A 25,240-nucleotide genomic window follows, 5' to 3' on the forward strand; every position below is an offset into this window, starting at 1 on the left:
TACGCTGATCAGCGGCAAAGGTCAAGGCGGGGCGCTGGACTGCGGTTCGGACGCTGACAAAGTTACCGCCGCCCCCACCCCGTGGTCCATGCCGCCGCGCGTTTCTACATTACGATCTTGCGGCACTCCGCGCGCACATCTCGGGCGAAGGCTTTTCCGCTACTCTACGTGATCAGACGGCCGCCTGCTCGACCACGCGGGCCCACCGTTCGAGCAGTGCCTGCGCGCCGTCCATGTCGGGGGCCTCGGCCCACAGGTCGGTGACCGGCTCGGCGGCGGCGGGCAGGATCAGCACCCACGACCCGTCGTCGCGGGCGACCCGCACGCCGTCGGTGGTGTCCACGCGCCAGCCGTCGGGCTCGGCCTCGGCGGCCTCGATGACCGAGCGCATCACCGCGCCCTTGGCCGCCCACTGGGTCGGGACGCTCCGCCGCAGCAGCTTGACCTCGGGGATCCTGGCGTCGATCTGGCTGAGCGACAGCCGAGTGCGGGCCACCAGCCCCAGCAGGCGCATGAACGCGGCCAGGCCGTCGATGGCCGGGCTGAACTCCGGCACGACGAACCCGCCGCGCCCGTCGGCCGCGAAGATCATGTCGGGGCCCTGGGCGGCGGAGGTCAGGGCGTCGAGCGCGGTCGAGGTCCACTGCACCTGCACGCCGTGGAAGCGGCAGACCTGCTCGGCGACCCGCGTGGTGGTGACCGGCAGGGCCACCCGGCCGCCCCGGCGCTCGGCCGCCACCAGGTCCAGCACGACCAGCAGGGCGCGTTCCTCGCTGATGAGCTGGCCGGTCTCGTCCACCAGGGCGATGCGTTCGCCGACCGGGTCGAAGCGCACGCCGAAGGCCGCCCGCGAGGAGCTGACCAGCTCCGACAGGCGTTGCAGGTCGCGGCGGCGCTCGGCCAGCGTCTCGGTGGGCGAGACGTCGTCCAGCCGGGCGTTGACGGTGAGCACCTCGACGCCGGCGCGGCTGAGCAGCGTGGGCATCACCAGGGACGAGGTGCCGCCGGCGCAGTCCACCACGACCTTCATGTCCTTGACGCCGGTGACGCCGATGGCCCGCATCAGCTCGTGCGTGTAGCCCTCGACGGCCCTGGCCGGGTAGTGCAGCTCGGCGATCTCGCCGGGGAAGGCCCGCCGGTACTCCTGGCGGGAGAAGACCCGCTCCAGCTTGCGCTGGGCGGCCGGGGGCAGGTCGGCGCCGCGGTCGTCCATGATGACGATGTCGACGCTCTGCGGGTCGCCGGGCGTGGTGCGCAGGGCGATGCCGCCGGCGGCCGACTCGCGGGCGGTGTGGAAGCGGGCCACGGGCAGCGGCGCGGCCTCCAGGTCCAGGACGTTGATCGCGGCGGCGGTCAGGGCGCCGATGACGGCCCGCTTGAGCGCCCTGGCGGCCAGGGAGCAGTCGCGGGAGGTGACGACGTAGGCGCCCTTGCGCAGGGTGGTGGCGTACGCGCCGGCCAGCCGGACGCACAGCTCGGCGGTGATCTCGACGTTGACCAGGCCGCTGACCCCGCGCGGGCCGAACAGGTTGCGCTGGCCGCGCGACTCCCAGATGACGCTGGTGTTGACGACCGCGCCGGCCTCGATGGTCTTGAACGGGTAGACCTTGACGCCGCTGGAGACGTACGCCTCGGCCTCGATGACGCACTCGTCGCCGATGACGGCGTTTTCCTCGACGCGGGCGCCGCCCATGACGTCGGTGCTCTTGCCGATGACGCAGCCGCGCAGGTGGGCGCCGGGACCGACGTAGACGTTGTCGTGGACGACCGCGCGGTGCAGGAAGGCGCCCTCGCGCACGACCGCGTTGTTGCCGAGCACGGTGTACTCGCGCAGTTCGGCGCCCGCCTCCACCTTGGCGTAGTCGCCGATCAGCAGCGGGCCCTTCAGGACGGCGTCGGGGTCGACCGTGGCCGAGTCGGCCACCCAGACGCCCGGGGAGAGCTCGAAGCCGCCGATGTCGAGGCGGACCCGGCCGGACAGCGCGTCGGCCTGGGCCTTGAGGTAGCTGGCGTGGGTGCCGACGTCCTCCCAGTAGCCGTCGGCGACGTAGCCGTAGATGGGGGCGCCGCGTTCCAGGAGAGCGGGGAAGACGTCGGAGGACCAGTCGACCGGTTCGCCGTCGGCCACGGCGTCGAGGATCTCGGGCTCCATGACGTAGATGCCGGTGTTGACGGTGTCGGAGAAGACCTGGCCCCAGGTGGGCTTCTCCAGGAAGCGCTGAACGCGTCCGTTCTCGTCGAGGATGATGATCCCGAATTCGAGCGGGTTGGGAACGCGTTTCAGGCCGATGGTGACAAGAGCCGAATTTTCGCGATGAAAACGGATCATGTCGGATAAGTCGATATCTGTGAGGGCGTCGCCGGAGATGACCAGGAAGCGGTCGTCGCGCAGGCGGGCGGCGGCGTTCTTGACGCTGCCCGCGGTGCCGAGCGGCAGGTCCTCGGTGGCGTACTGGAGGTTCATGCCCAGCTCGTCGCCGTCGCCGAAGTAGTTGCGCACGAGGGCGGCCAGGAACTGCAGGGTGACCACCGTCTCGGTGATGCCGTGCCGTTTGAGCAGGCGCAGGACGTGTTCCATGATCGGGCGGTTGGCCACCGGGAGCAGAGGTTTGGGCTGGTTGGCGGTCATCGGACGCAGCCGAGTCCCCTCCCCGCCCGCCATGACGACCGCCTTCACCCGATCACTCCTTCGTGGTCGCGGTTACGAGTTGGCGCACCTGCACCACATACAGGATCCCTGCCCACCAATACAGGCCGGTGCCCCAGATCGCGAAGGCCCACCCGGCAATTCGCGCTATATCGGCATACCACCCGGTGTGGGAGGCGAGGAAGAGCAGCGGGAAGGCGTACATGAGGTTGAACATGGCGGCCTTGCCCAGGAAATGCACCTGAAGTGCCTTATATCCGTGTTTGCGAAGTACGGGGAACGAACAGGCGACGAAGAGCTCCCGCGCCACGATGACGGCCACCAGCCACCACGGGATGACCTCGCGCAGCAGCAACGCCAGGATCGTGGCGAAGACGTACAGCTTGTCGGCGGCCGGGTCGATCACCCGGCCGAGCTTGCTGGTCTGGTTGAACGCACGAGCGATCTTGCCGTCGAGCCAGTCGGTGAACCCGGCCACGATGAGGATGGCGATGGCCCACCCGTCCGCCCTGGGCCCCAGAACCAACCAGAGGAACACGGGCACGCCGAGCAGGCGCAGGAAGCTCAGCAGGTTGGGAACCGTCCAGATCCGGTCCTCGGCGGAAGTTTCGCTCACGCAGAGACCCTACTGCGTGGAACTCCGGCACAGACGCCCCACCAGCGACCATTCCCCGCTCGCCCGCCCCCGCACGGACGCGGGGCCGATGGGGGTTGATGGCGTTTCGCGGCATGTGGGGGCGGGAAAAGGCTGGATGATCGATCCCCCCGCGCTGCCGGCCTGCCTTGGGGGGATCGGATGTGGCCCTGGGAGTCCGGCGTGCTGCGGGACGCGCCGGAGATCGCCTTGTTCCTCTGCCTGGCCCTCGGGTTCGCCCTGGGCAGGCTCAGGTTCCGCGGGGTGGCACTCGGCGGCGCGGCCGGGACGCTGGCCGCCGCCCTCGCCGTCGGGCTGCTGACCGGCGGCGTCGAGGTCCACCAGCAGGTGCGCGTGATCGCGTTCTCGATCTTCGCCTTCACCCTCGGCTACACCCTCGGGCCCGCCTTCTTCGCCGCCTTCTCCGGGCGCAACCTGCGGTACCTGTGGTTCACGGTCGTCGAGGTCGTCGGGGCGCTGGCGGTCGCGGCGCTGGTCGCGGACGCGCTCGGGCTCGACCCTGGCACCACGGCCGGGCTGGTCGCCGGGGCGGCGGCCGGGCCGGTGGCCTTGGGCACGGCGGCCGACGCCCTGCAGGCCGCCGGGATCGCGCAGCAGGCGCTCGGGCCCGCGTACGTCCTGTCCTACCTCCTCGCCCTGGTCACCGTCGCGCTGCTGACCGTGCGGGCCGCGCCCGCGGCGCTCCGGTTCGACCCCCGGGAGGAGGCCGCGGCGCTGTGGCGGCGGCTGGACGGCGCGGAGGAGACGCCGCCGCCGGCGGTGCTGGGCCGGGCCCACCAGGTCACCACCGGCGAGGGCAGGACGGTCGGGCAGGCGGAGATCGCGATGGGCACCCGGGTCTCGGTGGAGCGGCTGCGCAGGAACGGCCGGCCGATCCCGTTCGGCCCCGACACGCTGCTGCAGCGGGACGACGAGGTCGTGGTGGTCGGCGTGCGGCAGGACGTCGTCAACGCCGGCGCGGTGGTCGGGCCCGAGGTGCCGGGCGGGCGGGAGCTCGACCTGGACGTGGAGGTGGCCGACGTCATGCTCGGGGGCCGGCCGCCGGCGACCGTGCGCGACCTGCGCGCCGGGCTGTCCGGCCAGGGGGTGCAGGACCTGCACGTGTGCGAGGTGCGGCGGGTGGGGTGCCGGTTGCCGGTCCGGCCCGGCACGCAGCTGTGCGCCGGTGACGTGGTGCGGGTGACCGGACTGAAGCGGGACGTGGACCGGGCGGCGTCCTGGCTCGGGGCGCGGGCGGACGCCGGGCGGCGGGCCGACGTCGTCTACCTGGCCGCCGGGCTCGTGGCGGGGCTGGTGGCGGGCCTGGCGGGCGGCCTGACGGCGTCGCTCGGCTGCCTGGCGGCCGGGCTGGTGTTCGGCCGGGCACGGGCGGGACGGGCCGGTTTCGGGCAGTACGACGCCGGTGCCGCCCGGGTGGTGGGCGAGGTGGCGCTCGCCGTCTTCGTGGCGGCGCTCGGGCTGTCGGCCGGGCCCGCGGCGGTGGAACTGGTGGCGCGGCACGCCTGGCAGGTGGCCCTGGGCGCGGTCGCCACGGCCGCCGTGCCGGTGGTGATCTCGCTGGCCATGGGGGCCAAGCTGATGATGTCGCCGCCGCCGCTGGTGCTGGGGGCGGTGACCGGGCAGCACGGCCTGACGACCGTCCTGGGCGGGGTGCGCGCGATGTCGGGGAACGGGACGCCGCTGCTGGCGTACACGGTGGTGCACGCGTTGTCGGGAGCCGTGCTGGCCCTGCTGGGCCCCGCCGCGGTGGCCCTGGCCCGCTGGGTGGGCGCCTGAGCGCGCCCCCGGCCCGTCGCGGCGGCCGGGCCAGGCGGTCAGGCGGGGCAGCCAGGCCGGGTGGTCAGGTGCGCAGGAAGGCGTGGGTGTGGCCCACCGGCTCGAAGCCGAGGCGGGCGTAGAACTCGCGCGGCCAGTCGGCGGCGTCGGCGACCAGGAACGTCAGCTCGGCGCCGGCCGTGGCGGCCAGCAGCGCGGTCAGCAGGGCGCGGGCGAAGCCCTGGCCGCGGTGGCGTTCCAGGGTGTAGACGTTCTCGATCTGGGCGACGCCTTCGTGCACGTAGAGGTCGGCGTGGGCGGCGATCTGCCCGCCGGGGGCGCGTACGGCGTGGAACTCGACCCGGTCCGCGCCGGACGCGCGGGCCGCGGCGCGGGCGGCGAGCCCGTCGACCACGCCCTGCGACGCCTGCGGCAGCGAGGCGCGCCACTCCTCGCGCAGCACGGGCAGCAGCTCCTCCAACGCGAGCCGCTCGGTGGTGGCGGCGGCGGATGCGGCGGGGCGGGGGCCGCGGAAGGCCATGACGACGTTCGTCTCGTGGCCGTAGCCGGCGGCGGCGAAGGCGGGCCGGAACTCCTGGCCCAGCCGGTCGTCGTCGACGCACACCAGCCGGTGGCCGAGCCCGGCGAGCCGCTCCTCGGCGGCCGCGAGCACCGGCCCCGGGCGGCCGTTCCAGACCACGAGCTTGTTGTCGTCGTGCGACATCGGGTAGCGCTCGTCGAGCACCGCGAACCCGCCGGGGACCGGCGCCACGACGGGCGCCTTGCGCCGGGCGAAGCCGTGCAGGAAGGAAAGGACCCGCGCCAGCTCGTCAGCCACCGCGGGCGGCCCGCAGGAAGGCCCTGATCAGGGCGGAGTCCTTGACGCCCGGCGCGGTCTCGACGCCGCTGGACACGTCGACCCCCCACGCGCCGGCGGCCTCGGCGGCCTCGGCCACGTTGGCCGGGTCGAGCCCGCCGGCCAGCATCCACCGGCCGGACGGGCGGCCGCGCACCGCCGCCCAGTCCCAGGGCTCCCCCGAGCCGGGACGCGGGGCGTCGACGATGAGCAGGTCTTCGTCGAAGGCGCCGCACCGCAGGTCGGCGGCGGCGTCGACGGCCCGCACGAGCGGCCGGCCGAGGTCTTTCAGGGCGGTGAAGTCGGCGTGGGGGTGGTGGCCGTGCAGCTGCACGGCGCGCACGCCCGAGGCCAGCGCGGCGGCCCGGACCTCCTCGGGGGTCTCGCCCCGGAAGACGCCCACGGTGAGCACGTGGGGCGGGATCGGCACGGCCAGCTCGGCCGCCCGCTCGGGCGTGACCCTGCGCGGGCTCCGGGTGAGCACGAACCCGATGGCGTCGGCGCCCGCCTCGACGGCGGCCTCGACGTGCTCGGGCTCGCTCAACCCGCAGATCTTCACATACACACCTCAGACCTTAGCGGCGCCCCGCCGCCGACGGCGACCACGACCAGATCAGCAGCGCGCCGATGAGGCCGAACAGCAGCACCCCGTTGGGCAGGTGGGCGCCCAGCCAGAGCCAGGTGACGTGCTGGAGGCCGCCGACGACGAACAGCGCGACGCTGGCCCACACCGGCCAGCCGGCGCCGCGTCCTGGCCGCCAGACCAGGATCGCCAGCACGATCTGCACGAGCGCCACCAGGTGGACGACCATGCCCGCCATGACGTGCGTCTCGGCCACCGGGCCGCCGCCCGCCGACACGGCCTGCCCGGCGAACGAGGCGGCCACCAGCAGCGCGGCCGCCTGGGCGATGATGGCGACGCGCAGGCTGTAGAGCAGCCCGGCCGACACCTGCCGGGTCGTGCCGGGACGCGGCATGACCTGTGTCTCCCCCATGATGTGGATCCTTTCTGCGAACGAAGGACCCACATCGTGTCGAGGACGGCCACATGCGGTCGTCAGCCTGCGGGATGACCTCCCGGTCCCCCACGTGGCGGACGGACCGGGCGGAAGGCGGCGTCCACGAGACCGGAGCGGTGGGCGACCACGGCGGCCTGGATGCGGTTGCGCAGGCCGAGCTTGTCCATGGCGGCGGCGATGTGCGTCTTGACGGTGGTGACGCCGACGTGCAGCTCCTCGGCGATCTCGGCGTTGGACAGGCCGGTGCCGACCAGGGCGAGCACCTCCAGCTCCCGCTCGGTCAGCCCGGACGGCGGCGGCACGGCGGCCTGCTCCTCGGCGGCCAGGAACCGTTCCACGACCCGGCGCAGCACCGAGGGGGCCAGCAGCTGCTCCCCCGCGGCGGCCCTGCGCACGGCGTCGACCATGCGTTCCGGCTCGTCGTCCTTGACCAGGAAGCCGACGGCGCCGGCGCGCAGGGCGGCGTGCACGTCGGCGTCCTCGGCGAAGGTGGTGAGCACGACCACGCGGGCCCCCGGGCGGGCCGCCAGCACCCGCCGGGTCGCCTCCAGGCCGTCCACGCGGGGCATGCGCAGGTCCATCAGGATGACGTCGGGCACGTGGCGTTCGGCCAGGCGGACGGCCTCGGCGCCGTCCTCGGCCTCGCCGACGACCTCCATGTCCCCCGCGGCCTGCAGCAGCATGCGCACGCCCGCGCGGACCAGCGCCTGGTCGTCGGCCACCAGGACGCGGATCACGCGGCGCTCCTGGCGGGCAGGCTGGCCAGCAGCAGCCAGCCGCCGTCGCCGTCGGGGCCGGCGCTGAGGGTGCCCCCGAGGGCGCGCACCCGTTCGCGCATCCCGGCCAGGCCGCGGCCGGAGGAGGGCAGCCGCTCGATGACGGTGGGCGGGCGGCCGTTGCGGATCTCGATGGACAACCCCTCCTGCGCGGGGGCCACGGTGACGCGGACCCGGGTGCCGGGTCCGGCGTGTTTGAGCACGTTGGTGAGACCTTCCTGGACGATGCGCGCGGCGGAGGCGCGGGCGATGAGCGGGGCGCGGTCGCTGGCCGGATCGAGGTCGAGGTCGACGACGAGGCCGGCGGCGGCCATGCGTTCGGCGGACTCGCGGACCACGTCGGCCGGGTTGGCCAGCAGGTCGGGGCCGCGGTCGGGGTCGCGCAGCAGGTCGAGCAGGTCCCGCAGGTCCTGCAGCACCTGGTGGCCGGTCTCGCGGATGTCGGACAGCGCGTCGGCGACCGGCCCGTCGGGCGCGGTGTAGCGGGCGGCGCTGGCGCGCAGCACCATGGCGCCGACGTGGTGGGCCACGATGTCGTGCACGTCGCGGGCGATGCGCTCGCGCTCGGCGAGCTGGTCGGCGCGCACCTGGGCGACCGCGAGCCGGGCCGACTCCTCGGCGCGCAGGCGTTCGGCGGCGGCGGCGGCCTGCCGCATGCCGAGGTAGCGGCCGATCGCGATGGGCGTGGCCACCAGCGTCATCAGCACGCCGACGCGCAGCGGGGTGATCTCGGTGCCGTCGCCGACGACGGCGATGGCGGTCAGCAGGCAGCCGGTGAGGTACGCGGCCCCCGTCCAGGCCCAGGAGGCGACGCGCATGGAGAACACGCCGATCGCGATGAGCGTGAGGATCAGGCAGGTGTTGACGGCGTCGTTGAGATAGGTGTCGGCGGCGATCAGCAGCACGCCCTGCAGCAGCAGGACCAGGCCGGGCAGGCGCCGGGCGACGCCGAGCGACAGCCCGCCGACCACGGCCAGCAGGCCGATCACCCACACGGGCAGGGCGCCGCTGTGCCAGGAGGTCCAGGTGCTGAGCACGGTGATGGCCACGCCGCCGGCGGCCAGCAGCGCGTCGGGCGTGACGTCGCGCTCCTCCAGCCGCTCGGCCGAGCTGCGCAGGTAGGCCCCGAGCACGGTGGGGAAGACGGGCAGCAGCACCGAGTACATCCAGGTGTTGCCGGTCATCGCGATGCCGGGGTCGGCGATGTTGACCGCCGTGGCCAGGACGGTGGCGCCCACACCGGCCATGGCGGGCCGCCACGGGACGCGGAAGCCGACCACGCCGAGCGCGACGCAGATGAGGATCTGCGCGGTGTTGGAGGTGTAGGAGCCTAGCTGGTCGCTGAGCACGAGGAAGACGGCCAGGTAGAGGGTGACGGCCAGCGGCCACCGCCGTACGAGCCCCATGGGCAGGCCCACCAGGAGGGCCATGGGGATGTTCATCGCCGCCGGCAGGTACGCGGTGTCGCCCGCGTGGGCCGTCGTCAACAGATCCAGCCCCACGCCTGATGCCGCGAGCAGGACATCGAGCGGCACACCACGCCAACGCATGGCCTCACGCTATCCACCCTCGGCCGATACCTGATCCTCCGCGCGGAGGACCCCGTCTCCTCCTAGTGGCCGCAGGTTCGTCCAGAGGAGGGAGCGCAGCGGGTGATCTTCCCGATACGTTCGGGTCCATGTCCAACGACACCGCAATGTTCCTCGGTCAGTTCCTGCGCGCCCCCGCCGTGATCGGCGCCGTCGCCCCGAGTTCGCGCCGGCTGGCCGCGGCCGTCTGCGCGCCGGTCCCGGAGCGCGGCGAGCCGACCGTGGTGGAGCTCGGGCCGGGCACGGGCCCGTTCACGGCGGAGATCCAGCAGCGGCTCGCCGGGCGCGGCCACCACCTGGCCGTCGAGGTGAACGAGCGGCTCGCGGTGCTGCTCGCGGCGCGCTTCCCCGCCGTGGACGTGGCCCACGCGGACGCGGCGCGCCTGGGCGAGCTGCTGGCCGGGCGCGGGCTGAGCCACGCCGACGTCGTGGTGAGCGGCCTGCCGTGGGCGGCCTTCCCCACGGGGCTGCAGCACGAGCTGCTGGACGCGGTGACGTCGGTGATGAGCCCCGGCGCGGCCTTCACCACCTTCTCCTACATCCACGCCATCCCGCTCAGCTCGGCCCGGCGGTTCCGGGCGCTGCTGGCCGAGCGGTTCGAGGAGGTCGTGCCCGGACGCACGGTGTGGCGCAACACGCCGCCGGCCTTCGTCTTCCACGCCCGCAGACCTCGACCCTGAACAGAACGAACTTCTACGATGGCGTGATGGATTTCACCCTTCCCGAGAGCGCCCAGGCCGTCCAGCGCGGCGTCGCCGAGATCTGCGCCCGCTACGACCTCGACTACTGGCAGCGGTGCGAGAGCGACAAGCGCTGGCCGGAGGAGGTCTGGGCCGACCTGGCCAAGGGCGGCTGGCTGGGCCTGGCCGTGCCGGAGGAGTACGGCGGGGGCGGGCAGGGGCTGCTGGAGCTGGCGGTGGCCACCGAGACGCTGGCGAGCTCGGGCGCGGCGGGCGGCTCGGCCTTCACGTACGTGCTCACCCCCGGCTTCGGCGCGCTCACCCTGGCCCGGCACGGCACCGCCGAGCAGCGGGCCGAGCTGCTGCCCCGGCTGGCCACGGGCGAGGTTGAGACGTGCTTCGCCCTGACCGAGCCGGACGCCGGCTCCAACTCGCTGGCGATCACCACCTCGGCCCGCCGCGACGGCGGCGACTACGTGCTCAACGGCCAGAAGATCTGGATCACCGGCGTGCAGCGGGCCACCTGGATGCTGCTGGTGACCAGGACGGTCCCGGCGGCCGAGGCCAGGCCGCGCACCCACGGGCTGACCGTGTTCCTGGTGAACGTGCCCGAGGCGGTCGCCGCCGGGCAGCTGTCCTTCCGGCCGATCCCCAAGATGGGCGCGAACACCACGCCGTCCAACATGGTGTTCGTCGACGACCTGCGGGTGCCCGCCACGAGCGTGGTCGGCGAGGTGGACGGCGGCGCGGCCGTGCTGTGGGACATCCTCAACCCCGAGCGGGTGCTGCTGGCCGCCTCCGCGCTGGGCGGCGCCGAGGTGGCGCTGCGGGTGGCGGTCGGCTACGCCAAGGAGCGCGAGGTGTTCGGCCGTCCGATCGGCGCCAACCAGGCCATCGCGTTCCCGCTGGCGCAGGTCAAGGCCAAGATCGAGCTGGCGCGGCTGATGCTCTACAAGGCGGCCTGGTCCTTCGACCGGCGGCTGCCGTGCGGCACCGAGGCCAACGTCGCCAAGCTGACCGCCTCCCAGGCCGCGTGGGAGGCGGCCGACGCCGCGTTCCAGACGCACGGCGGCATGGCGTACTCGCTGGAGTACCCGGTGGCCAGGCTGCTGGCCGACGCCCGTATCGGAAGGGTGGCACCCGTGACGGAGGAGCTTCTGCTCAACTACCTCGCGACACAGGTGCTCGGGTTGCCCCGGAGTTTCTGACGGCCCTCAGGCCCTGCCCGTCGCCTTGCGGATCACGTCACGGGCCCTGTCCATGATCGCGGCGGGCGGGCCCGCCAGCAGGTTCTTCGGCGCGGTCTCGACGCCGGCGTGCGGGTGCGTGGGCGCGAGCGCCTCGGCGGCCTTGACGCCGAGCGCCATCGCGCGCAGCTCCTTGTCACCGGCGGCCTGCCTCAGCCGGGGGAACTCCTCGCGTTCCTCGGCCTCGGCGTGCTCGACGACGGCCTTGCGCAGCGTGGCCAGGTTGGCCGCGAACTGCGGGTCGTCGACGCCCGCCCGCTCCATCTGGGTGAGCATGTCCTTGGCCGCGTTCTCCTCGGCCAGTCGCTCGTCCACCAGGTCGTCGCCGTCGTCGACGTGGCGGCGCGCGTACGGGTGGACGATCTCCTCCTCTGCTGTCTCGTGGACGGCCAGCAGGCGCACCAGCCTCTGGAAAGCCGCTGCTTTGTCCTCGGGGGCAGCGTTCTCGACCTCCGTGAACTGGCTCTTGATCTGCTCGTGCTGGCGCACCAGCAGGTCGACCACATCGTTGTCCGTCATGAGGGTGCGCCTACCCCGGGCCCGGACAAGCACACGCGACAAGCACACGCGCCCGGCTCAGCCGAAGGCGGGCGGCCGCTTCTCGCGCACCGCGCGCACGCCCTCGACCACGTCGGGGCCGGTGAAGCCGAGGAACTCCATCGCCAGCGAGGCGTCGAAGGTGGGGCCGGCCAGGCGCAGCCAGTTGTTGAGCGAGTATTTGGTCAGCCGGATCGCCTCCTGGGAGCCCTGGGCGAGCCGGACCGCGATCTCCATGGCCTTGTCGTGCACCTGGTCGTCGTCGACGCACAGGCTGACCAGGCCCATGCGCTCGGCCTGCTCGCCGGTGACGGGCTCGCACAGCAGCAGGTGGTACTTGGCCTTGGCCATGCCGCACAGCAGCGGCCAGATGATCGCGGCGTGGTCGCCGGCGGCGACGCCGAGCCGGGTGTGGCCGTCGATGATGCGCGCGGTGCGGCCGGCGACCGAGATGTCGGCCAGCAGCGCCACCGCGAGCCCGGCGCCCACGGCCGGGCCCTGCACGGCCGAGACGATGGGCTTGGAGCAGTTGAGCACGTTGTAGACGATGTCGCGGGCCTCGGCGAACACGCGCATCCTGGTGGCGTGGTCGCGGGTCATCTCCTCGATCATCGACAGGTCGCCGCCGGCCGAGAACGCCGTGCCCTCGCCCCTGACCACGATCGCCCGGACGGAGTCGTCGCGGTCGGCCTCGCGCCAGATCTCGCTCAGCTCGCGGTGGCCGGTCATGTCGACGGCGTTGAGCCTGCCGGGCTCGCTGATCGTGACGCGCAGCACGCCCTCGGCCGGGGTGTCGAGCTTGAGCTTGGTGTAGGTCACAGGTGCTCCCGCAGGCGGTCGGCGATGTACTGCCTGGCCTCGGCCGCCTGGTCGAACAGGCCGGGCAGGCCGAAGAAGCCGTGGATCGCGCCGTCGAACCTGCGCGCCTCCACCGGCACGCCGGCGTCGGCCAGGCGGCGGGCGTAGTGTTCGCCCTCGTCCCTGAGCACGTCGCACTCGGCGGTGAGGACGGTGGCCGGCGGCAGGCCGGTCAGGTCGTCGATGCGCAGGGGGCTCAGCAGCGGGTCGGCGGGGTCGGCGCCGGGCGCGTAGCGCTCGGCGAACCAGGCCATCTCGGCGGCGTCGAGCCCGAAGCCCTTGGCGTAGGCGCGGTAGCTCGGGGTGTCCATGGCCGTGTCGAGCACCGGGTAGACCAGCGCCTGGTGGGCCAGCCGGATGCCGGACCCGGCGGCCCGCCAGGCGGCGACGGCGGCCAGGTTGCCGCCCGCGCTGTCGCCGACGACGGCCACGCTGCCGTTGCTCTGGTAGAAGGCGGGCCTGGCGAAGACGTCGCGCACGACGGTCCAGGCGTCGTCGGCGGCGGCCGGGAAGGGGTGTTCGGGGGCCAGCCGGTAGTCGGCCGAGACGACCACGGCGCCGGTGCGCAGGGCCAGGTCGCGGCCGAGCGCGTCGTTGCGCCTGACGCTGCCGAAGACCCAGCCGCCGCCGTGGAAGTAGACCACGACGGGCAGCAGGCCGTCGCCGGGGTCGGCGCGGTAGATGCGGATCGGCACGTCGCCGGCGAGCTCGTCGCGGACGAACGGGAGTTTGGTCAGCGGCCCCCGCTGGGCCGCGAAGCCGTCGTGCGCGCGCATCTCCTGGATCGTGGCCAGGTCGAGCGTGGCCAGGTCGGTGTTGAGGTCCGACGGGTAGAGGGCGACGTAGTCCCGCGCCTGGGGGTGCAGCGGCATGAGCGCAGCCTAGCGGGCCGCCTCGACGAACGCATCGAAGAGCCGATTGTCCCCGCCGCGTTCGGGATGCCACTGGACGCCGACGCAGAACCGGTGGCCCTGGAGCTCGACGCCCTCGACGATCTGGTCGTCGGCCCAGGCCACCGCGAGCAGGCCGCTGCCCAGGCGGCGCACGGACTGGTGGTGCGGCGCGACCGCCTCGACGTGGTCGCCGACCGCCTTGCCGAGTTTGCTCGACACGCTCACCTGGATGTCGTGCACCGCGCCCGGCTCGCCGTGCCGCTCGTGGCCGACCACCTCGGGCAGCCACGGAATCAGCGTGCCGCCCTGGGCGACGTTGAGGACGTGCAGGCCGCGGGCGATGGCCAGGATCGGCAGGCCGGCCCGGACGGCGGCCCCGGCCAGGGCCAGCTCGTACCGGTCGCGGTGGGGCTGCGGCTCGGGCGCGCGCTCGTCGGGCTCGCCGCCGTAGGCCGCGGCGCCGAGGCCGGCGCCGCCGGCCAGCAGGACGCCGGACAGGCCGCCGACGTGGTCGGCGGCGACATGGGGGTCGAGCGGCGGCAGCAGCACCGGCGCGCCGCCGGCCCGCTCGACCGCCTTGGCGTAGGACGGCGGTGACAGCACGGCCTCGCGCACCCAGTCGCCCCAGCGGGCGGCCTCCAGGTAGGCGGTGATGCCGATGAGCGGTCGGGACATGCGGATCTCCAGGGGCGGGTCAGGGCAGGCGGGAGGCCGTCCCGGCGGTCAGCCGGGCCTCGCCGGGCCGGGGTGGAGGACCGCCATGGCGGGATGCTACGCCTCCGCCGCCCGGCGGGAAACACCGGAATCCGAAAGACGAAAATCACTTTTATTCATTTTCTCCGCCGGAAAAGCCCATATCGCAATTGGGGTGAATCGGTTGTGACGCATCAGAGGTGGTGTAAGACTCATTTCCGAGCGCGCCGGATGTGCCGGGGCACACAGCGCGTTCACGACCCGGAGCCGTCAGGAGGTGGCCGACGCGGCCGGAATCGATTTTCCGGTCCAATGGGGTGGGGTTGAGTGCATGTCGTTGAATCCGCGACTGGTGAAGGAGAGCTTCTCACTCGTCGAGCCCGTGGCCGACAAGGCGACCGCGTACTTCTACGGGCGGCTGTTCGCCGCGAGCCCGCACCTGCGGGGGATGTTCCCGCCCGCGATGGACGTCCAGCGCGACCGGCTGTTCGGCGCGCTGACCCGGATCGTGTGGAGCCTGGACAGCCCGGACGGCCTGGCCGCCTACCTCGGCCAGCTCGGCAGGGACCATCGCAAGTACGGGGTGCTCGCCGAGCACTACACGGCCGTCGGCACCGCCCTGCTGGCCACGATCCGGCGCTTCGCCGCCGAGGTGTGGAACGACGAGATCGAGGCGGCGTGGGTGTCGGCGTACACGGCGGCGGCCAACCTGATGATCGAGTCGGCCGAGTCGCAGGCGGGCGTCTCGCCGGCCTGGTGGCCGGCCGAGGTCGTCGACCACGAGCTGCGCCGTCCGGACATCGCGGTGATCACGCTGCGGCCCGCGCAGCGGCTGCCGTACACGGCGGGCCAGTACGTCACCGTCCAGACCGCGCGCTGGCCGCGGGTGTGGCGCATGTTCTCCATCGCCAACGCGCCGCGCCCGGACGACACGGTCACGCTGCACGTGCGCTCGGTGCCGGGCGGCTGGGTGTCCACGGCGCTGACCAGGCACACCAGGATCGGCGACACGGTCATGCTCGGGCCGCCGATGGGCACGATGACGCCGTGCGAGCACAGCGCCCGCGACCTGCTGTGCGTGGCCGGCGGCACGGGGCTGGCCCCGCTGAAGGCGATCGTCGAGCACGTCATCGCCTCGGGCCGCCGGCCGCGGATCCACCTGCTGCACGGCGTGCGCACCGCCGACGAGCTGTACGACCTGCCCGACCTGCTGGCGATGCAGGCGTCCTTCCCGTGGCTGCAGGTGCTGCCGGTGGTCTCCGGGGACCCGTCCTACGCCGGGATGCGCGGCCACCTGCCGGAGGTGACCGGGCGCTTCCACTCCTGGCGCGAGCACGACGTGTACGTCTGCGGTCCGGGCGGCATGGTGGACGGCACCGTGCGCCGCCTGCAGGCCGACGGCGTGCCGCTTGCGCGCATCCACCGCGACGTCGTCCCCGGTGAACGCTAGGACTGAACGTCCCCGGTGGGCGTCAGGAGGCCGCCGGGTCGCGGCGGAAGGCGGCGGCGGTCTCCTCGTCGGCCGGCCAGAACGTCTCGATGGCCAGCTCCGAGACGGTCACGTCCATCGGCGTGCCGAAGGTGGCGATGGTGGTGAACATCGACAACACGCGGTCGCCGTCGGCGATGCGCAGCGGCAGCAGGATGTCGCCCGGTCCCGGCACGTGGGCCACGTTGAGGTTGACGCCGGGGTAGGTGTAGGCGGCCAGCTCGTCGTGCAGCTCGGCCAGGCGGCCGTCGGCCGACGCCTCGGCCTGCCTGCGGAGCTGGTGCAGCAGGTACGCGCGGACCTCGGCCAGGTTCAGCAGCCTGCCGCCCATCGCGTCGGGGTGCAGCGACAGCCGCATCACGTTGACCGGCTCGGCCAGCAGCTCGGCGGGCACGCCGGCCATGAACATGGCGGCCGCCGAGTTGGCCGCCACCAGGTTCCACGCCGCGTCCACGACCAGCGCCGGGTACGGCTCGTGCCCGGCCAGGATCTTGTCCAGCGCCTGGCGGACGACGGCCATCTCCGGGGCGCGCACCTCGCGCTCGGGGAAGACCGGCGCGAACCCGGCGGCGACCAGCAGCCGGTTGCGGTGGCGCAGCGGCACGTCGAGCTCCTCGGCCAGCCGCATCACCATCTCGCGGCTGGGCCGGGCGCGGCCGGTCTCCAGGAAGCTGACGTGCCGGGAGGAGACGTCGGCCTCGATGGCCAGATCGAGCTGGCTCACCCGGCGCCGCTGCCGCCACGACCGCAACAAATCACCAAAAGTCTCTTCTTGTATCGCTACTGCTCCCATGTCAGGAAATTTAGCGGGGAGAGGGAAGTATCACGATTACCTGCCGGGTAATGCCCGCACCATCCCGGCCGTCCGCGGGGCGGCCGGGCGGCAGGCGTGCGGCAAATCTCCCAGTCCTCGGCACCGCCGCCGCGCGCGTGGCACGATGGCGGCAAGCGAACATGGGAGCGATGCTATGAGTGACGCAGTCCTCGCGATCGGCACCCGCAAGGGCCTGTTCCTCGCCCGTTCGGCGGGCGGCGGCCCGTTCGAGATCGAGCCGATCCGGTTCTCCACGGTCGCGGTGCCCTCGGTGGCCTTCGACACCCGGGGAGGCACACCCCGGTTGCTGGCCGGCATCGAGTACGGCCATTTCGGCCCGTCCGTGATGTACTCCGATGATCTCGGCGAGTCCTGGGGCGAGGCGCCCCAGCCGCCCATCGCCTTCCCCGACAAGACCGACGCGACGCTGGCCCGGGTGTGGCAGCTCACGCCCTCGCCGTCGGAGCCGGGCGTGGTGTGGGCCGGCGTGGAGCCGGCCGCGCTGTTCCGCTCGGAGGACAACGGCGTGACCTACCGGCTGGTCGAGGGCCTGTGGGACCATCCCCACCGGCCGCGGTGGCAGCCGGGCGGCGGCGGGCTGTGCCTGCACACGATCGTCCCCCACCCCACCGACCCCGAGGTCATGGGCATCGCGGTCTCTGCGGCCGGCTTCTACCGCACCCGCGACGGCGGCATGTCGTGGGAGGCCGCCAACCAGGGCATCCGGGCGCCGTTCCTGCCCGAAGGGCAGCAGTACCCCGAGTTCGGGCAGTGCGTGCACAAGGTCTGCCTCGACCCCGTCCGGCCCGGCCGGCTCTATCTCCAGCACCACTTCGGCGTCTACCGCAGCGACGACTTCGGCGGCAGCTGGCACGACATCGGCTCCGCGCTGCCCTCCGACTTCGGCTTCCCCATCGTGGTCCACCCCACCCGCCCCGACACGATCTTCGTGCTGCCGCTGACGGCCGACGTCGACCGCACCCCGGTCGGCCACCGCTACCGGGTCTGCCGCAGCCAGGACGCCGGCGCCACCTGGCAGGAGCTGGGCGAGGGCCTGCCCGAGGGGCCCGTGCACGCCACCGTGCTGCGCGACGCGATGACCGCCTCCCCCGCCGGGCTGTTCTTCGGCACCCGCGACGGCGAGGTCTACTGCTCGCGCGACGACGGCGAGAGCTGGTCGCAGGTCGCCCGCCACCTGCCCGACGTGCTGAGCGTGCGCGCGGCGGTGCTCTGACCGATGGCCAGGTCATTCACCAAGCCCGTGACGATGGTCGTGTTCGTGCTGCCCAGCTCGCTGCGGCGGTGGGTGAGCGGGCGCACCGAGGTGAAGGTGTTCGCGGTCGGCGCCGACCGCGACTCCCCGCCCACGCTCGGCTCGGCGCTCGACATGCTGCGCCGCACCCATCCGCTGCTGGAGGAGCGGCTGCGCGACGACTACGGCCGCATCCGCCGGCACATCAGCATGATCGTGTGCGGGGAGAACGCCCGCGGGCTCGGCGGCCTGGACTGCGCCCTGCCGCCGGGCGCCGAGGTCTACGTGCTGCCCGCGCTCGCCTGACGCCTCAGACCTTGCGCCAGCCCGGCACCCAGGCCCCGTCCTCGACGACGTAGTCGCCGAACAGGGCGGGCGCCTCCTTGCGCATGAGCTCGCCGATGCGCTGGAAGAGCAGGCGGATCTCCTCCTCCGCGCCGACGGCGGTGCGGGCCTCGATCGTGTGCCGCAGCGTGCGCACGTTGGCCGTCCAGACCAGGCCGGTGGCCAGGCCCTCGGGGGCGAAGCGGCGCATGAACGACGTGCGGTGCTTCTTCTCCGAGAACGGCACGCCCTCCTCGTCGAGCCCGAAGTGGCCGGCCATCCAGAGCTGGAACTGCTCCAGCTGCTCCAGCACGGCCGTGGCCCGCTTCATCAGCTCGGGGTCCTGCTGGGCCCACTCGGGGAACCAGAACGGCAGCTCGTCGAGCCGGACGAAGCGCAGCGACTCCTGGGAGATGGCCACGCCGGGCCGGTGGCGCACCAGCTCGTGCGTCAGGACGCGGCTGACGTTGTGCAGCACGAAGCTGAAGCTGACGTGTTCGAGGACCGAGCCGTGCGCGCTGGCCAGGATGTTGCGCAGGTAGTCGTCCTGGTTCTCCCTGATGCGCACCACGTTGGGGTTGAGGCCCGGCTCGAAGGAGCGGTAGCAGAGGCGGCCGGCGAACTCGGCGAGGTTCTGGGCGTCGAGGTCGCCGCGGTCGAGCCGCTCCAGCCAGCTCTCGCCGCCGACCTCGGCGAGGTAACGACCGAGCTCGTCGTAGTCAAGCTCAGGACGGGCGACGATGAAGACCTCGGGTTCGACACTGCGCATAAGGGAGCCCCCCGCTCGGGTTCTGTGGTTTGTGACGGGCTCAAGCAAACCAGCTCGCGGGGCTGCGCGCGACTCGGCGCCCGCCGTCCCCCTCCGGAGGCACGGCGGGCGCCGGGCGGACGCCCTTGCCAGGTCAGCAGCGGTGCGCGGGCCTGTCGCGGGTCACCAGGTCGGTGTCGCCGGCGGTCCCGTCCAGCCACAGGACGCGGCCCGCCGCGCCGGCGGCGAACAGCGCCTGCTCCCCGCGGTTGCAGGAGTAGCGCTCAAGGGCCCCGCCGGTGACCGGAACCTGGTAGATCTTGGTCAGGTTCGCGTTCTCCAGCGTGGTCCCGTCCGGCTGCACGCCGACGGTCACCCGCGACTCGCTCGCGTCGAGCCAGGTGGCGTACGGCGCCTGCGGCCCGTCCGGCACGACCGGCGTCTGGCCGGTGCCGTCCAGGGCGGCCCGCATGACGCCCATGCGGCCGTCGCGGTCGGCGTCGTAGAGCCAGACGACGTGCCCCGCCGTCAGCGCCGGGCGGATCGACAGCGACGGGATCGCGCCGGCCGGCGGCACCTCGGGCACCACGACCTCCTTGCCGGTCGCCAGGTCGTGCACGACGGGCGTGCTGTGGCTGCCGCCGGAGACGAAGCTCACCCGTACGTAGACCAGCCGGCCGCCGGTGACCGAGGGCATGTACCCGGCCACGCCCTTGTCGGCGGTGAGGTTGACCGGGGCGGCGTTCCCGCGCTTGAGCCACAGCTCGACCTCGCCGGTCGCGGGGTCCTCGCCGGACCAGGCCACGACGTCGCCCGAGACCGCGGCGGCGTAGACGTAGCCGGTGGTCTCGTGCAGCACGGTGGACGGCGCCGAGGCGTCGAGCGGCCGGGAGCGGACCTGGAAGCGGCCCGACTCGGGGTCGAGGGCGACCCACACCGCGCGCCTGCCGTCGGTGGCCGGCGTCCAGTCCCAGCGGCCGTCGTCGGAGACGGTGGTCGCGGGGCCGCCGCTCACGCGTCCGGTCCTGATGACGGTGGGGCCGTTCGCGTCGGGGGTGCTGTCGGTGACGGCGTACCGGTCACCGGCCAGGGCGGGCGGGTCGAGGGAGTCGGTGAGGCCGTCCAGGACGACGCGGCTGTCGGTGCGGATCAGCCGCTCCCAGCCGGGCCTGATGCCGTGCCGCTCGAAGGCCGCCGCGATCGCCAGCCGGTCGCGCCCCGACAGCCCGGCGGCGCGGGCGGCCGACTCGACGGCGCGGCGGCCGTCGGCGAAGTCGTCGAGCGGGGTCATGTACTCGGTCAGCGCCTTGTAGACGACCTTGTCGAAGCCGGCGCCGAGCTGCTCCCTGACGTCCCACAGCGCGCCGGAGAAGATCGTGGAGTTGAGGTGCACGCCGCCGGCGTCGATCGCGGTGGTGACGCCGAGGTAGTCCTCGGCGGCGTTGCGGTCGTCGTCGAGGTCGCGGGTGGCGCACTGGGCGGGCGGCAGGCTCTTGCACAGGTCCTCGCCGAGCAGGCTGGCGTCGGGGTCGCTCATCGGGATGCCGAGCGCGCCGGTCTGGATGGCGTTGCCGAAGTAGTCGGCCAGGCCCTCGTTCATCGCGCCCGACTGGCCCTGGTAGACCAGGTCGGCGCTGTGGGTGATGACGCCGTGGGTCATCTCGTGGCCGACGACGTCGAGGCTGGCGGCGAAGGAGTGCAGGTCGGCGCCGCCGCCGCCGTAGACCATCTTGGTGCCGTCCCAGAAGGCGTTCTCGAAAGGGGTGCCGTAGTAGGTGACGTTGACGACCGAGTACATCGTGCCGCCCTTGCCGTCGAGCCCGTCGCGGCCGAGCCCCTTGTAGTACTCGTAGACCTTGCCCGCGCCCCACTGGGCGTCCACGGCGCCGCTCTCGGTGTGCTCGGGGCCGAAGGCGGGCGTGGGCGACTTGGCGAGCTCGGTGCCGGCCGGCACGCCGGGTTCGAGGAACTGCTGCACGTCGGCGCCGGCGGCGTCGTAGGTGAGGATCTCGCCGGTGGTGCCGTTCCACATCGGGCGGGCGCGGTCGCGCAGCTCGTACGCGCCGTCGGCCCGCTGGTAGACGTTGAGCGGGACGGTCTTGCCGTGCGCGGTCTGCCCGCTGCCGGTCGCCGGGCCCTCCATGCGCAGCCGGTCCAGGGCGAACAGCGGCCGGCCGGAGTGGGCGTCCACGTAGGCGTCCAGCAGGACGGGCCGCTTCCTGGCCGCGTCTGCGCCGGTCAGGGTGACGTGCCAGGCCAGCACGCCCTTGCCGCGCGGCAGCACGACGAGCTCGCCGGGCGCGGCCTTGACCGTGGCGCGGACCTGGTCGTCGCGGACGAGCCGGGCGCGGGCCAGCCGGGCCGCCAGCGCGGGGGTGACCGTGGGCGTGGTGTCCACGTCGAGGTCGGTGAGGAAGCGGCCGCCGGCGCCGGTGACCTCGCGCTGCGCGCCGTCCTTGCGGAAGCGGACCAGGTACTGGGCGCCGAAGACGGGCAGGTTCCGGTACCGCTGGGCGAACCTGACGGTCTCGTCCTGGCCGTTCACGACCGTGCGCAGCGGCACCAGGTCGGCGGGGTCGAGGTGGTAGCGCGGGTCGGCCAGGTGGGCCTTGGCCGCGGCTACGGGGTCCGCTGCGGCGGCGGGCTCGGCCAGCCCGCTCACCTCGGCGGGAGCCCGGGTGCCGGGCCGGGACTCCACCTGCGGCTGCGGCGGGTCGTCGGCCGCCGCGACACCGGGAACAGCCAGCGCGAGTGACAGGGCTGCGGCCGTGAGGACGAAGGGACGCCAGGACACGACACCTCCAGGTGTGGCGTAGGGGTTCTGGCGTCCACGATCATCACAGCAATATTGACAAATAGACAAATCACAATTTGATTACCGGAAATGTGAATTTCCGATTAGTCAGGGAAATGTCGTGAATTAATGGCATTCCGTCACGGCCACAACGCGCATCGCCGCCACCGGGCGTTGCCAGCGGGCGTCAGAGGCGGTACACGCGGCGGGCGTTGCCCGAGCCGATCATGTGGGCGATCCTGGCCGCGTCGGCCGGGCTCCACTCCCCCGCCTCCAGCCTGGCCAGCAGGGCCGCGCCCAGCGCCTGCCGGTGGTACAGGGCGCCGAGGTAGCCGGTCTCGGCCACGCCCCGGCAGCCGGAGCTGAACAGCTGCTTGTGGAACGGCGCCAGCTCCAGCAGCTCGTCCATGACGCGGGCCGAGGCGGCGGCGGTGTGCGGCAGGGCCGGGCCGACGTCGACGTAGACGTGCGGGTAGACGCCCGCCAGGTAGGCGGCGGTGCGGTGGTAGGGGTAGCAGTGGAGCAGGATGACCGGCACGCCGAGGGGCTGCAACGCGTCCATGAGGGCGCTGAGCCTGGCCGGGTCCGTACGGTGCAGGTCGGGGCCGCGCCCGCCGAACCCGGCCTGGAACTGCACCGGCAGCCCCCGCTCGCGGGCCACGTCGATCGCGCTCCACAGCAGGTGGCGCAGCAGCACCGGGTCGGTCAGCGGCCGTTTGGGGTCGGCCAGGCGGCGGTTGGCGCCGGCGATGACCGAGCCGGTGCTCGGCCTGGCCGGGTCGAAGTCGAGCCCGCAGCGGCCCGCGATGACCGTCTTGAGCCCGACCGCCCTGGCGGCCCTGGCCGACAGCTCGTCGGCCAGGCCGTCGAGGTAGTCGACGGCGAGCTGCGCCGACTCGGCGACGTCCTGCTCGATCTGCTCGATCCGGACGATCTCGTCGGCGGCGGCTCCGCCGTGGCGGCCCATCTCGGCCGCCGACAGCAGGTCGATGTCCTCGTCCCCGGTGTCCACCAGGAACGCCACCACCCCCGCCCCGGCCAGCAGGCGCCGGTTGACCTCGCCCGCGCCCAGCTCGGCCCGCCGGGCGAGGTAGACGGCCGGGGGCGCGTGCGGCTCCAGGTCGAGCAGCGGGGCGCACCAGCGGCGCAGGCTCATGCCGAACGGCGAGTCGAAATGCGTGGTGCCGGGCGGGGCCGGGGCGCCGCCGGCGTTGATCAGCGGCTCGAACTGGGCCCGGGTCAGGTCGTCCCGGCGAACCCCGTGACAGTGGTGGTCGACGAGCGGGGCGAGCAGCGCGTCACGCACCGTGTCGGGCAGGGCTACGGGGAGCATGCGGAGACTCTAGGGGAGCCCCGCACGCCCCCGCGGACGTTTTGCCCTACGACAGGAACACCCTGCCCCTTCCCAGACGAAACCGGCCCGGTCAGCGCCGGGTGAGGCGCAGCACGTTCGCGATGATCTTCGCGCCCGCGCCGCCCTCCTGGGTGAGGATCGACTCGGGGTGGAACTGCACGGCGAAACGCCGCCGCTCGACGTCCTCGATGGCCATGACGTTGCCGTCGGGCGTGAGCGCGGTCGGGGTGAAGCCGACCACGCCGGGCCGCTTGGCGTGCAGCGAGTGGTAGCGGGCCGCGGTGAACTCCTCGGGCAGCCCCTCCAGCAGCGCGCTGTCGCCCAGGCGGCTGACCTGGCCGCGCTTGCCGTGCTCGGGGTAGTCGAGCAGCTCCAGCGAGCCGCCGGCGTGCTCGACCATGGCCTGCAGGCCCAGGCACACGCCGAAGACGGGCAGGTCGCGGGCGTAGATCTCGTCGATGAGCGCGGCCATGCCGAAGTCGGACGGCCAGCCGGGGCCGGGCGAGAGCACGACCAGGTCGGGCGCGACGTCGTCGATGGTGTGGGCCGGGAAGCCGTGGCGCAGCGTCACCACGTCGGCCCCCTCCTGGCGGAAGTAGTCGGCCAGCGTGTTGACGAAGGAGTCCTCGTGGTCGACGAGCAGCACCTTCATGCCGGCCCCCGGCTGCTCCCTGACCACGGCGGGCGGGACGGCGTCGGGCTGGTTGACCGAGGCCAGGGCGCCGAGCAGGGCGCTGGCCTTGAGCTCGGTCTCGCGCTCCTCGGCCTCGGGGTCGGAGTCGAACAGCAGGGTCGCCCCGGCCCGGACGGTGGCCACGCCGTTCTTGATCTGGGCGGTGCGCAGGGTCAGGCCGGTGTTCATGGAGCCGTCGAAGCCGATGAAGCCGATGGCGCCGCCGTACCAGCGGCGGGTGGTGGCCTCGTGGTCCTCGATGAACTGCATGGCCCACGTCTTGGGGGCGCCGGTGACGGTGACGGCCCACATGTGGGTGAGGAAGGCGTCGAGGGCGTCGAACTCGGGACGCAGGCGGCCCTCGATGTGGTCGACGGTGTGGATCAGGCGCGAGTAGAGCTCGATCTGGCGGCGGCCGATGACCTTGACCGTGCCGGGGACGCAGATGCGCGACTTGTCGTTGCGGTCGACGTCGGTGCACATGGTCAGCTCCGACTCCTCCTTGACGCTGCTCAGGAGGGTGCGGATGGCCTCGGCGTCCTCGACCGGGTTGCTGCCGCGGGCGATGGTGCCGGAGATGGGGCAGGTCTCGACGCGGTCGCCGTTGACCCGGACGTACATCTCGGGCGAGGCGCCCACGAGGTGCTCGCCGTCGCCGAGGCTGATGATGAACTCGTACGGCGCCGGGTTGCTGTGGCGCAGGCCGCGGTAGAAGGCCGACGGGTCGGTGCAGACGGCGTGGAAGACCTGGCCGGGCACGACCTCGAACAGGTCGCCGCGCTTGAACCGCTCCTTGGCGGCGGCCACGACCTTGGCGTACTCGCCGCGCACCGGGTCCTTCGGCAGCTCGCCGGGGACGACCTGCGGGACGGAGCTGCCGGTGCGCTCCAGGCCGCGGGTGGTGGCGCCGTCGACGGTGAACTCGTAGCGGTACTCGACGCTGGTCTCGCGCTGGCGGTCGATGACGACGATCCGGTCGGGCAGGTGGAGCACCAGGTCGCGCTGGTCGTCGGGACGGGCCAGCTCCTGCCGGATGGGCTCGAACTGGAAGGCCAGGTCGTAGCCGAAGGAGCCGTAGAGGCCGAGGTGGGGGTCGTCGCCCGCGAAGGCGGCGATGACCTCGCGGATCGCGGTGAACACGGTGGGCCGGCGGCTGCGCATCTCCTCCGGCAGCAGGTCTTCGGACTCCGGGACGTGCACCTCGACGCGGTCGGGCGTCGGCTCGCTGACCGGCTTGCCCGCGGCGAGCAGGCAGGAGGCCACGGCGGGCAGCACGACCCTGCCGCGCTCGTTGAGCGCGGTCGCCGAGATGACCCGCCCCTTGGCGACCAGCTCCAGGCAGGGGTCGACGTAGCCGAAGGCCCATCGGCTGTAGCGGCCCGGGTAGTCCATGCCCGACGAGAAGGCGCCGCCGCGCCGCTCGCCGAGCGCGGTCACGATCTCTTCGAGCGCCTCTTCCGACACGTCGCGTGCCTCGCGCTCGACGCCGACGCCCCCGGCGGTGGTATATCCGCTGGTCTCCACTTGCTGCCCCTTACCACGTCACATCATGAGGCCCCGGGGGCGGACACGAGAAAGGCCGCCATC

The 25,240-nt window shown here is 73.2% G+C and carries 22 protein-coding genes; 6 read left to right on the forward strand and 16 right to left on the reverse strand.

From position 1 onward, the window contains the following. Window positions 1–172: 172 nt before the first annotated feature. Together ACFYUV_RS33345 and ACFYUV_RS33350 are read right to left on the reverse strand one after the other, a co-directional pair. Window positions 173–2,677 (reverse strand): sugar phosphate nucleotidyltransferase, encoded by a 2,505-nt coding sequence (locus ACFYUV_RS33345; protein WP_387675467.1) that lies wholly within the window; start codon window positions 2,675–2,677, stop codon window positions 173–175. 4 nt (window positions 2,678–2,681) lie between these two features. Further along, a complete protein-coding gene (locus ACFYUV_RS33350) occupies window positions 2,682–3,263 on the reverse strand; it encodes a CDP-alcohol phosphatidyltransferase family protein (RefSeq protein WP_352350843.1) in 582 nt (193 codons plus the stop codon). A gap of 180 nt (window positions 3,264–3,443) precedes the next feature. On the opposite strand from ACFYUV_RS33350, the gene ACFYUV_RS33355 reads away from it, so the two are divergent. Further along, window positions 3,444–5,078 (forward strand): hypothetical protein, encoded by a 1,635-nt coding sequence (locus tag ACFYUV_RS33355; protein ID WP_387675471.1) that lies wholly within the window; start codon window positions 3,444–3,446, stop codon window positions 5,076–5,078. A 64-nt stretch (window positions 5,079–5,142) separates the two neighbouring features. On the opposite strand, the gene ACFYUV_RS33360 is transcribed toward ACFYUV_RS33355, so the two are convergent. From ACFYUV_RS33360 to ACFYUV_RS33380, 5 genes are all read right to left on the reverse strand, one after another. Beyond that, window positions 5,143–5,895, reverse strand: coding sequence for a GNAT family N-acetyltransferase (locus ACFYUV_RS33360; protein WP_387675473.1), 753 nt, complete (start codon window positions 5,893–5,895; stop codon window positions 5,143–5,145). Continuing rightward, a complete protein-coding gene (locus ACFYUV_RS33365; protein ID WP_387675476.1) occupies window positions 5,888–6,478 on the reverse strand; it encodes a phosphoribosylanthranilate isomerase in 591 nt (196 codons plus the stop codon). The genes ACFYUV_RS33360 and ACFYUV_RS33365 overlap by 8 nt, the downstream gene beginning before the upstream one ends. 10 nt (window positions 6,479–6,488) lie before the next feature. Then, window positions 6,489–6,908 (reverse strand): hypothetical protein, encoded by a 420-nt coding sequence (locus tag ACFYUV_RS33370; RefSeq protein ID WP_387675479.1) that lies wholly within the window; start codon window positions 6,906–6,908, stop codon window positions 6,489–6,491. Between the two features lie 62 nt (window positions 6,909–6,970). Further along, complete coding sequence (locus tag ACFYUV_RS33375) at window positions 6,971–7,669, reverse strand: response regulator (RefSeq protein ID WP_387675482.1); 699 nt, start codon at window positions 7,667–7,669, stop codon at window positions 6,971–6,973. Beyond that, window positions 7,666–9,258, reverse strand: a complete 1,593-nt coding sequence (locus ACFYUV_RS33380; RefSeq protein WP_358286514.1) for a histidine kinase — start codon at window positions 9,256–9,258, stop codon at window positions 7,666–7,668. Before ACFYUV_RS33380 ends, ACFYUV_RS33375 begins: the two co-directional genes overlap by 4 nt. Window positions 9,259–9,386: 128 nt before the next feature. Here ACFYUV_RS33380 and ACFYUV_RS33385 point away from each other — a divergent pair, with 128 nt between their 5' ends. Together ACFYUV_RS33385 and ACFYUV_RS33390 are read left to right on the forward strand one after the other, a co-directional pair. Continuing rightward, on the forward strand, window positions 9,387–9,977 hold the full coding sequence (locus ACFYUV_RS33385) for an SAM-dependent methyltransferase (protein ID WP_358286512.1): 591 nt from the start codon (window positions 9,387–9,389) through the stop codon (window positions 9,975–9,977). Between the two features lie 26 nt (window positions 9,978–10,003). After that, entirely contained in the window at window positions 10,004–11,185 is a 1,182-nt protein-coding gene (locus ACFYUV_RS33390) for an acyl-CoA dehydrogenase family protein (RefSeq protein ID WP_358286510.1), read from the forward strand. A gap of 6 nt (window positions 11,186–11,191) precedes the next feature. Here ACFYUV_RS33390 and ACFYUV_RS33395 read toward each other — a convergent pair whose 3' ends face one another. The 4 genes from ACFYUV_RS33395 to ACFYUV_RS33410 are packed head-to-tail and all read right to left on the reverse strand — an operon-like array spanning window position 11,192 to window position 14,187. Next, the gene (locus ACFYUV_RS33395) at window positions 11,192–11,743 is read right to left on the reverse strand and encodes a hemerythrin domain-containing protein (RefSeq protein WP_387675489.1); all 552 of its coding nucleotides are present in this window, start codon (window positions 11,741–11,743) and stop codon (window positions 11,192–11,194) included. Window positions 11,744–11,800: 57 nt separating this feature from the next. Beyond that, window positions 11,801–12,580, reverse strand: coding sequence for an enoyl-CoA hydratase/isomerase family protein (locus ACFYUV_RS33400; RefSeq protein WP_352350863.1), 780 nt, complete (start codon window positions 12,578–12,580; stop codon window positions 11,801–11,803). Further along, complete coding sequence (locus tag ACFYUV_RS33405; protein WP_364337353.1) at window positions 12,577–13,491, reverse strand: alpha/beta hydrolase; 915 nt, start codon at window positions 13,489–13,491, stop codon at window positions 12,577–12,579. Before ACFYUV_RS33405 ends, ACFYUV_RS33400 begins: the two co-directional genes overlap by 4 nt. 9 nt (window positions 13,492–13,500) lie before the next feature. Then, the gene (locus tag ACFYUV_RS33410; protein ID WP_387675493.1) at window positions 13,501–14,187 is read right to left on the reverse strand and encodes a gamma-glutamyl-gamma-aminobutyrate hydrolase family protein; all 687 of its coding nucleotides are present in this window, start codon (window positions 14,185–14,187) and stop codon (window positions 13,501–13,503) included. A gap of 349 nt (window positions 14,188–14,536) precedes the next feature. Here ACFYUV_RS33410 and ACFYUV_RS33415 point away from each other — a divergent pair, with 349 nt between their 5' ends. Next, complete coding sequence (locus ACFYUV_RS33415) at window positions 14,537–15,655, forward strand: globin domain-containing protein (RefSeq protein WP_387675496.1); 1,119 nt, start codon at window positions 14,537–14,539, stop codon at window positions 15,653–15,655. Between the two features lie 22 nt (window positions 15,656–15,677). Here the strand turns inward: ACFYUV_RS33415 and ACFYUV_RS33420 are convergent, their stop codons facing one another. Beyond that, the gene (locus tag ACFYUV_RS33420; protein WP_358286498.1) at window positions 15,678–16,487 is read right to left on the reverse strand and encodes a helix-turn-helix transcriptional regulator; all 810 of its coding nucleotides are present in this window, start codon (window positions 16,485–16,487) and stop codon (window positions 15,678–15,680) included. A gap of 175 nt (window positions 16,488–16,662) precedes the next feature. On the opposite strand from ACFYUV_RS33420, the gene ACFYUV_RS33425 reads away from it, so the two are divergent. After that, window positions 16,663–17,742 carry a WD40/YVTN/BNR-like repeat-containing protein gene (locus ACFYUV_RS33425; protein WP_387675499.1) on the forward strand — a complete coding sequence of 360 codons (1,080 nt, stop codon included), beginning with the start codon at window positions 16,663–16,665 and terminating at the stop codon, window positions 17,740–17,742. A 3-nt stretch (window positions 17,743–17,745) separates the two neighbouring features. Continuing rightward, the gene (locus tag ACFYUV_RS33430; RefSeq protein ID WP_352330107.1) at window positions 17,746–18,066 is read left to right on the forward strand and encodes a hypothetical protein; all 321 of its coding nucleotides are present in this window, start codon (window positions 17,746–17,748) and stop codon (window positions 18,064–18,066) included. Window positions 18,067–18,070: 4 nt separating this feature from the next. Here ACFYUV_RS33430 and thyX read toward each other — a convergent pair whose 3' ends face one another. The 4 genes from thyX to ACFYUV_RS33450 all read right to left on the reverse strand — a co-directional run bounded on the left by thyX (window position 18,071) and on the right by ACFYUV_RS33450 (window position 25,177). Beyond that, complete coding sequence (thyX, locus tag ACFYUV_RS33435; RefSeq protein ID WP_352330108.1) at window positions 18,071–18,853, reverse strand: FAD-dependent thymidylate synthase; 783 nt, start codon at window positions 18,851–18,853, stop codon at window positions 18,071–18,073. Window positions 18,854–18,986: 133 nt separating this feature from the next. Then, on the reverse strand, window positions 18,987–21,626 hold the full coding sequence (locus tag ACFYUV_RS33440; protein ID WP_387675502.1) for a M4 family metallopeptidase: 2,640 nt from the start codon (window positions 21,624–21,626) through the stop codon (window positions 18,987–18,989). A 187-nt stretch (window positions 21,627–21,813) separates the two neighbouring features. Then, window positions 21,814–22,959: an amidohydrolase family protein gene (locus ACFYUV_RS33445; RefSeq protein ID WP_387675505.1), complete on the reverse strand. Its 1,146-nt coding sequence runs from the start codon at window positions 22,957–22,959 to the stop codon at window positions 21,814–21,816. Window positions 22,960–23,050: 91 nt separating this feature from the next. Then, window positions 23,051–25,177 carry an anthranilate synthase component I gene (locus tag ACFYUV_RS33450; RefSeq protein WP_358286490.1) on the reverse strand — a complete coding sequence of 709 codons (2,127 nt, stop codon included), beginning with the start codon at window positions 25,175–25,177 and terminating at the stop codon, window positions 23,051–23,053. Window positions 25,178–25,240: the final 63 nt, after the last annotated feature.

It is taken from the genome of Nonomuraea sp. NPDC003560 (assembly GCF_042878785.1).
Classification (GTDB): domain Bacteria; phylum Actinomycetota; class Actinomycetes; order Streptosporangiales; family Streptosporangiaceae; genus Nonomuraea.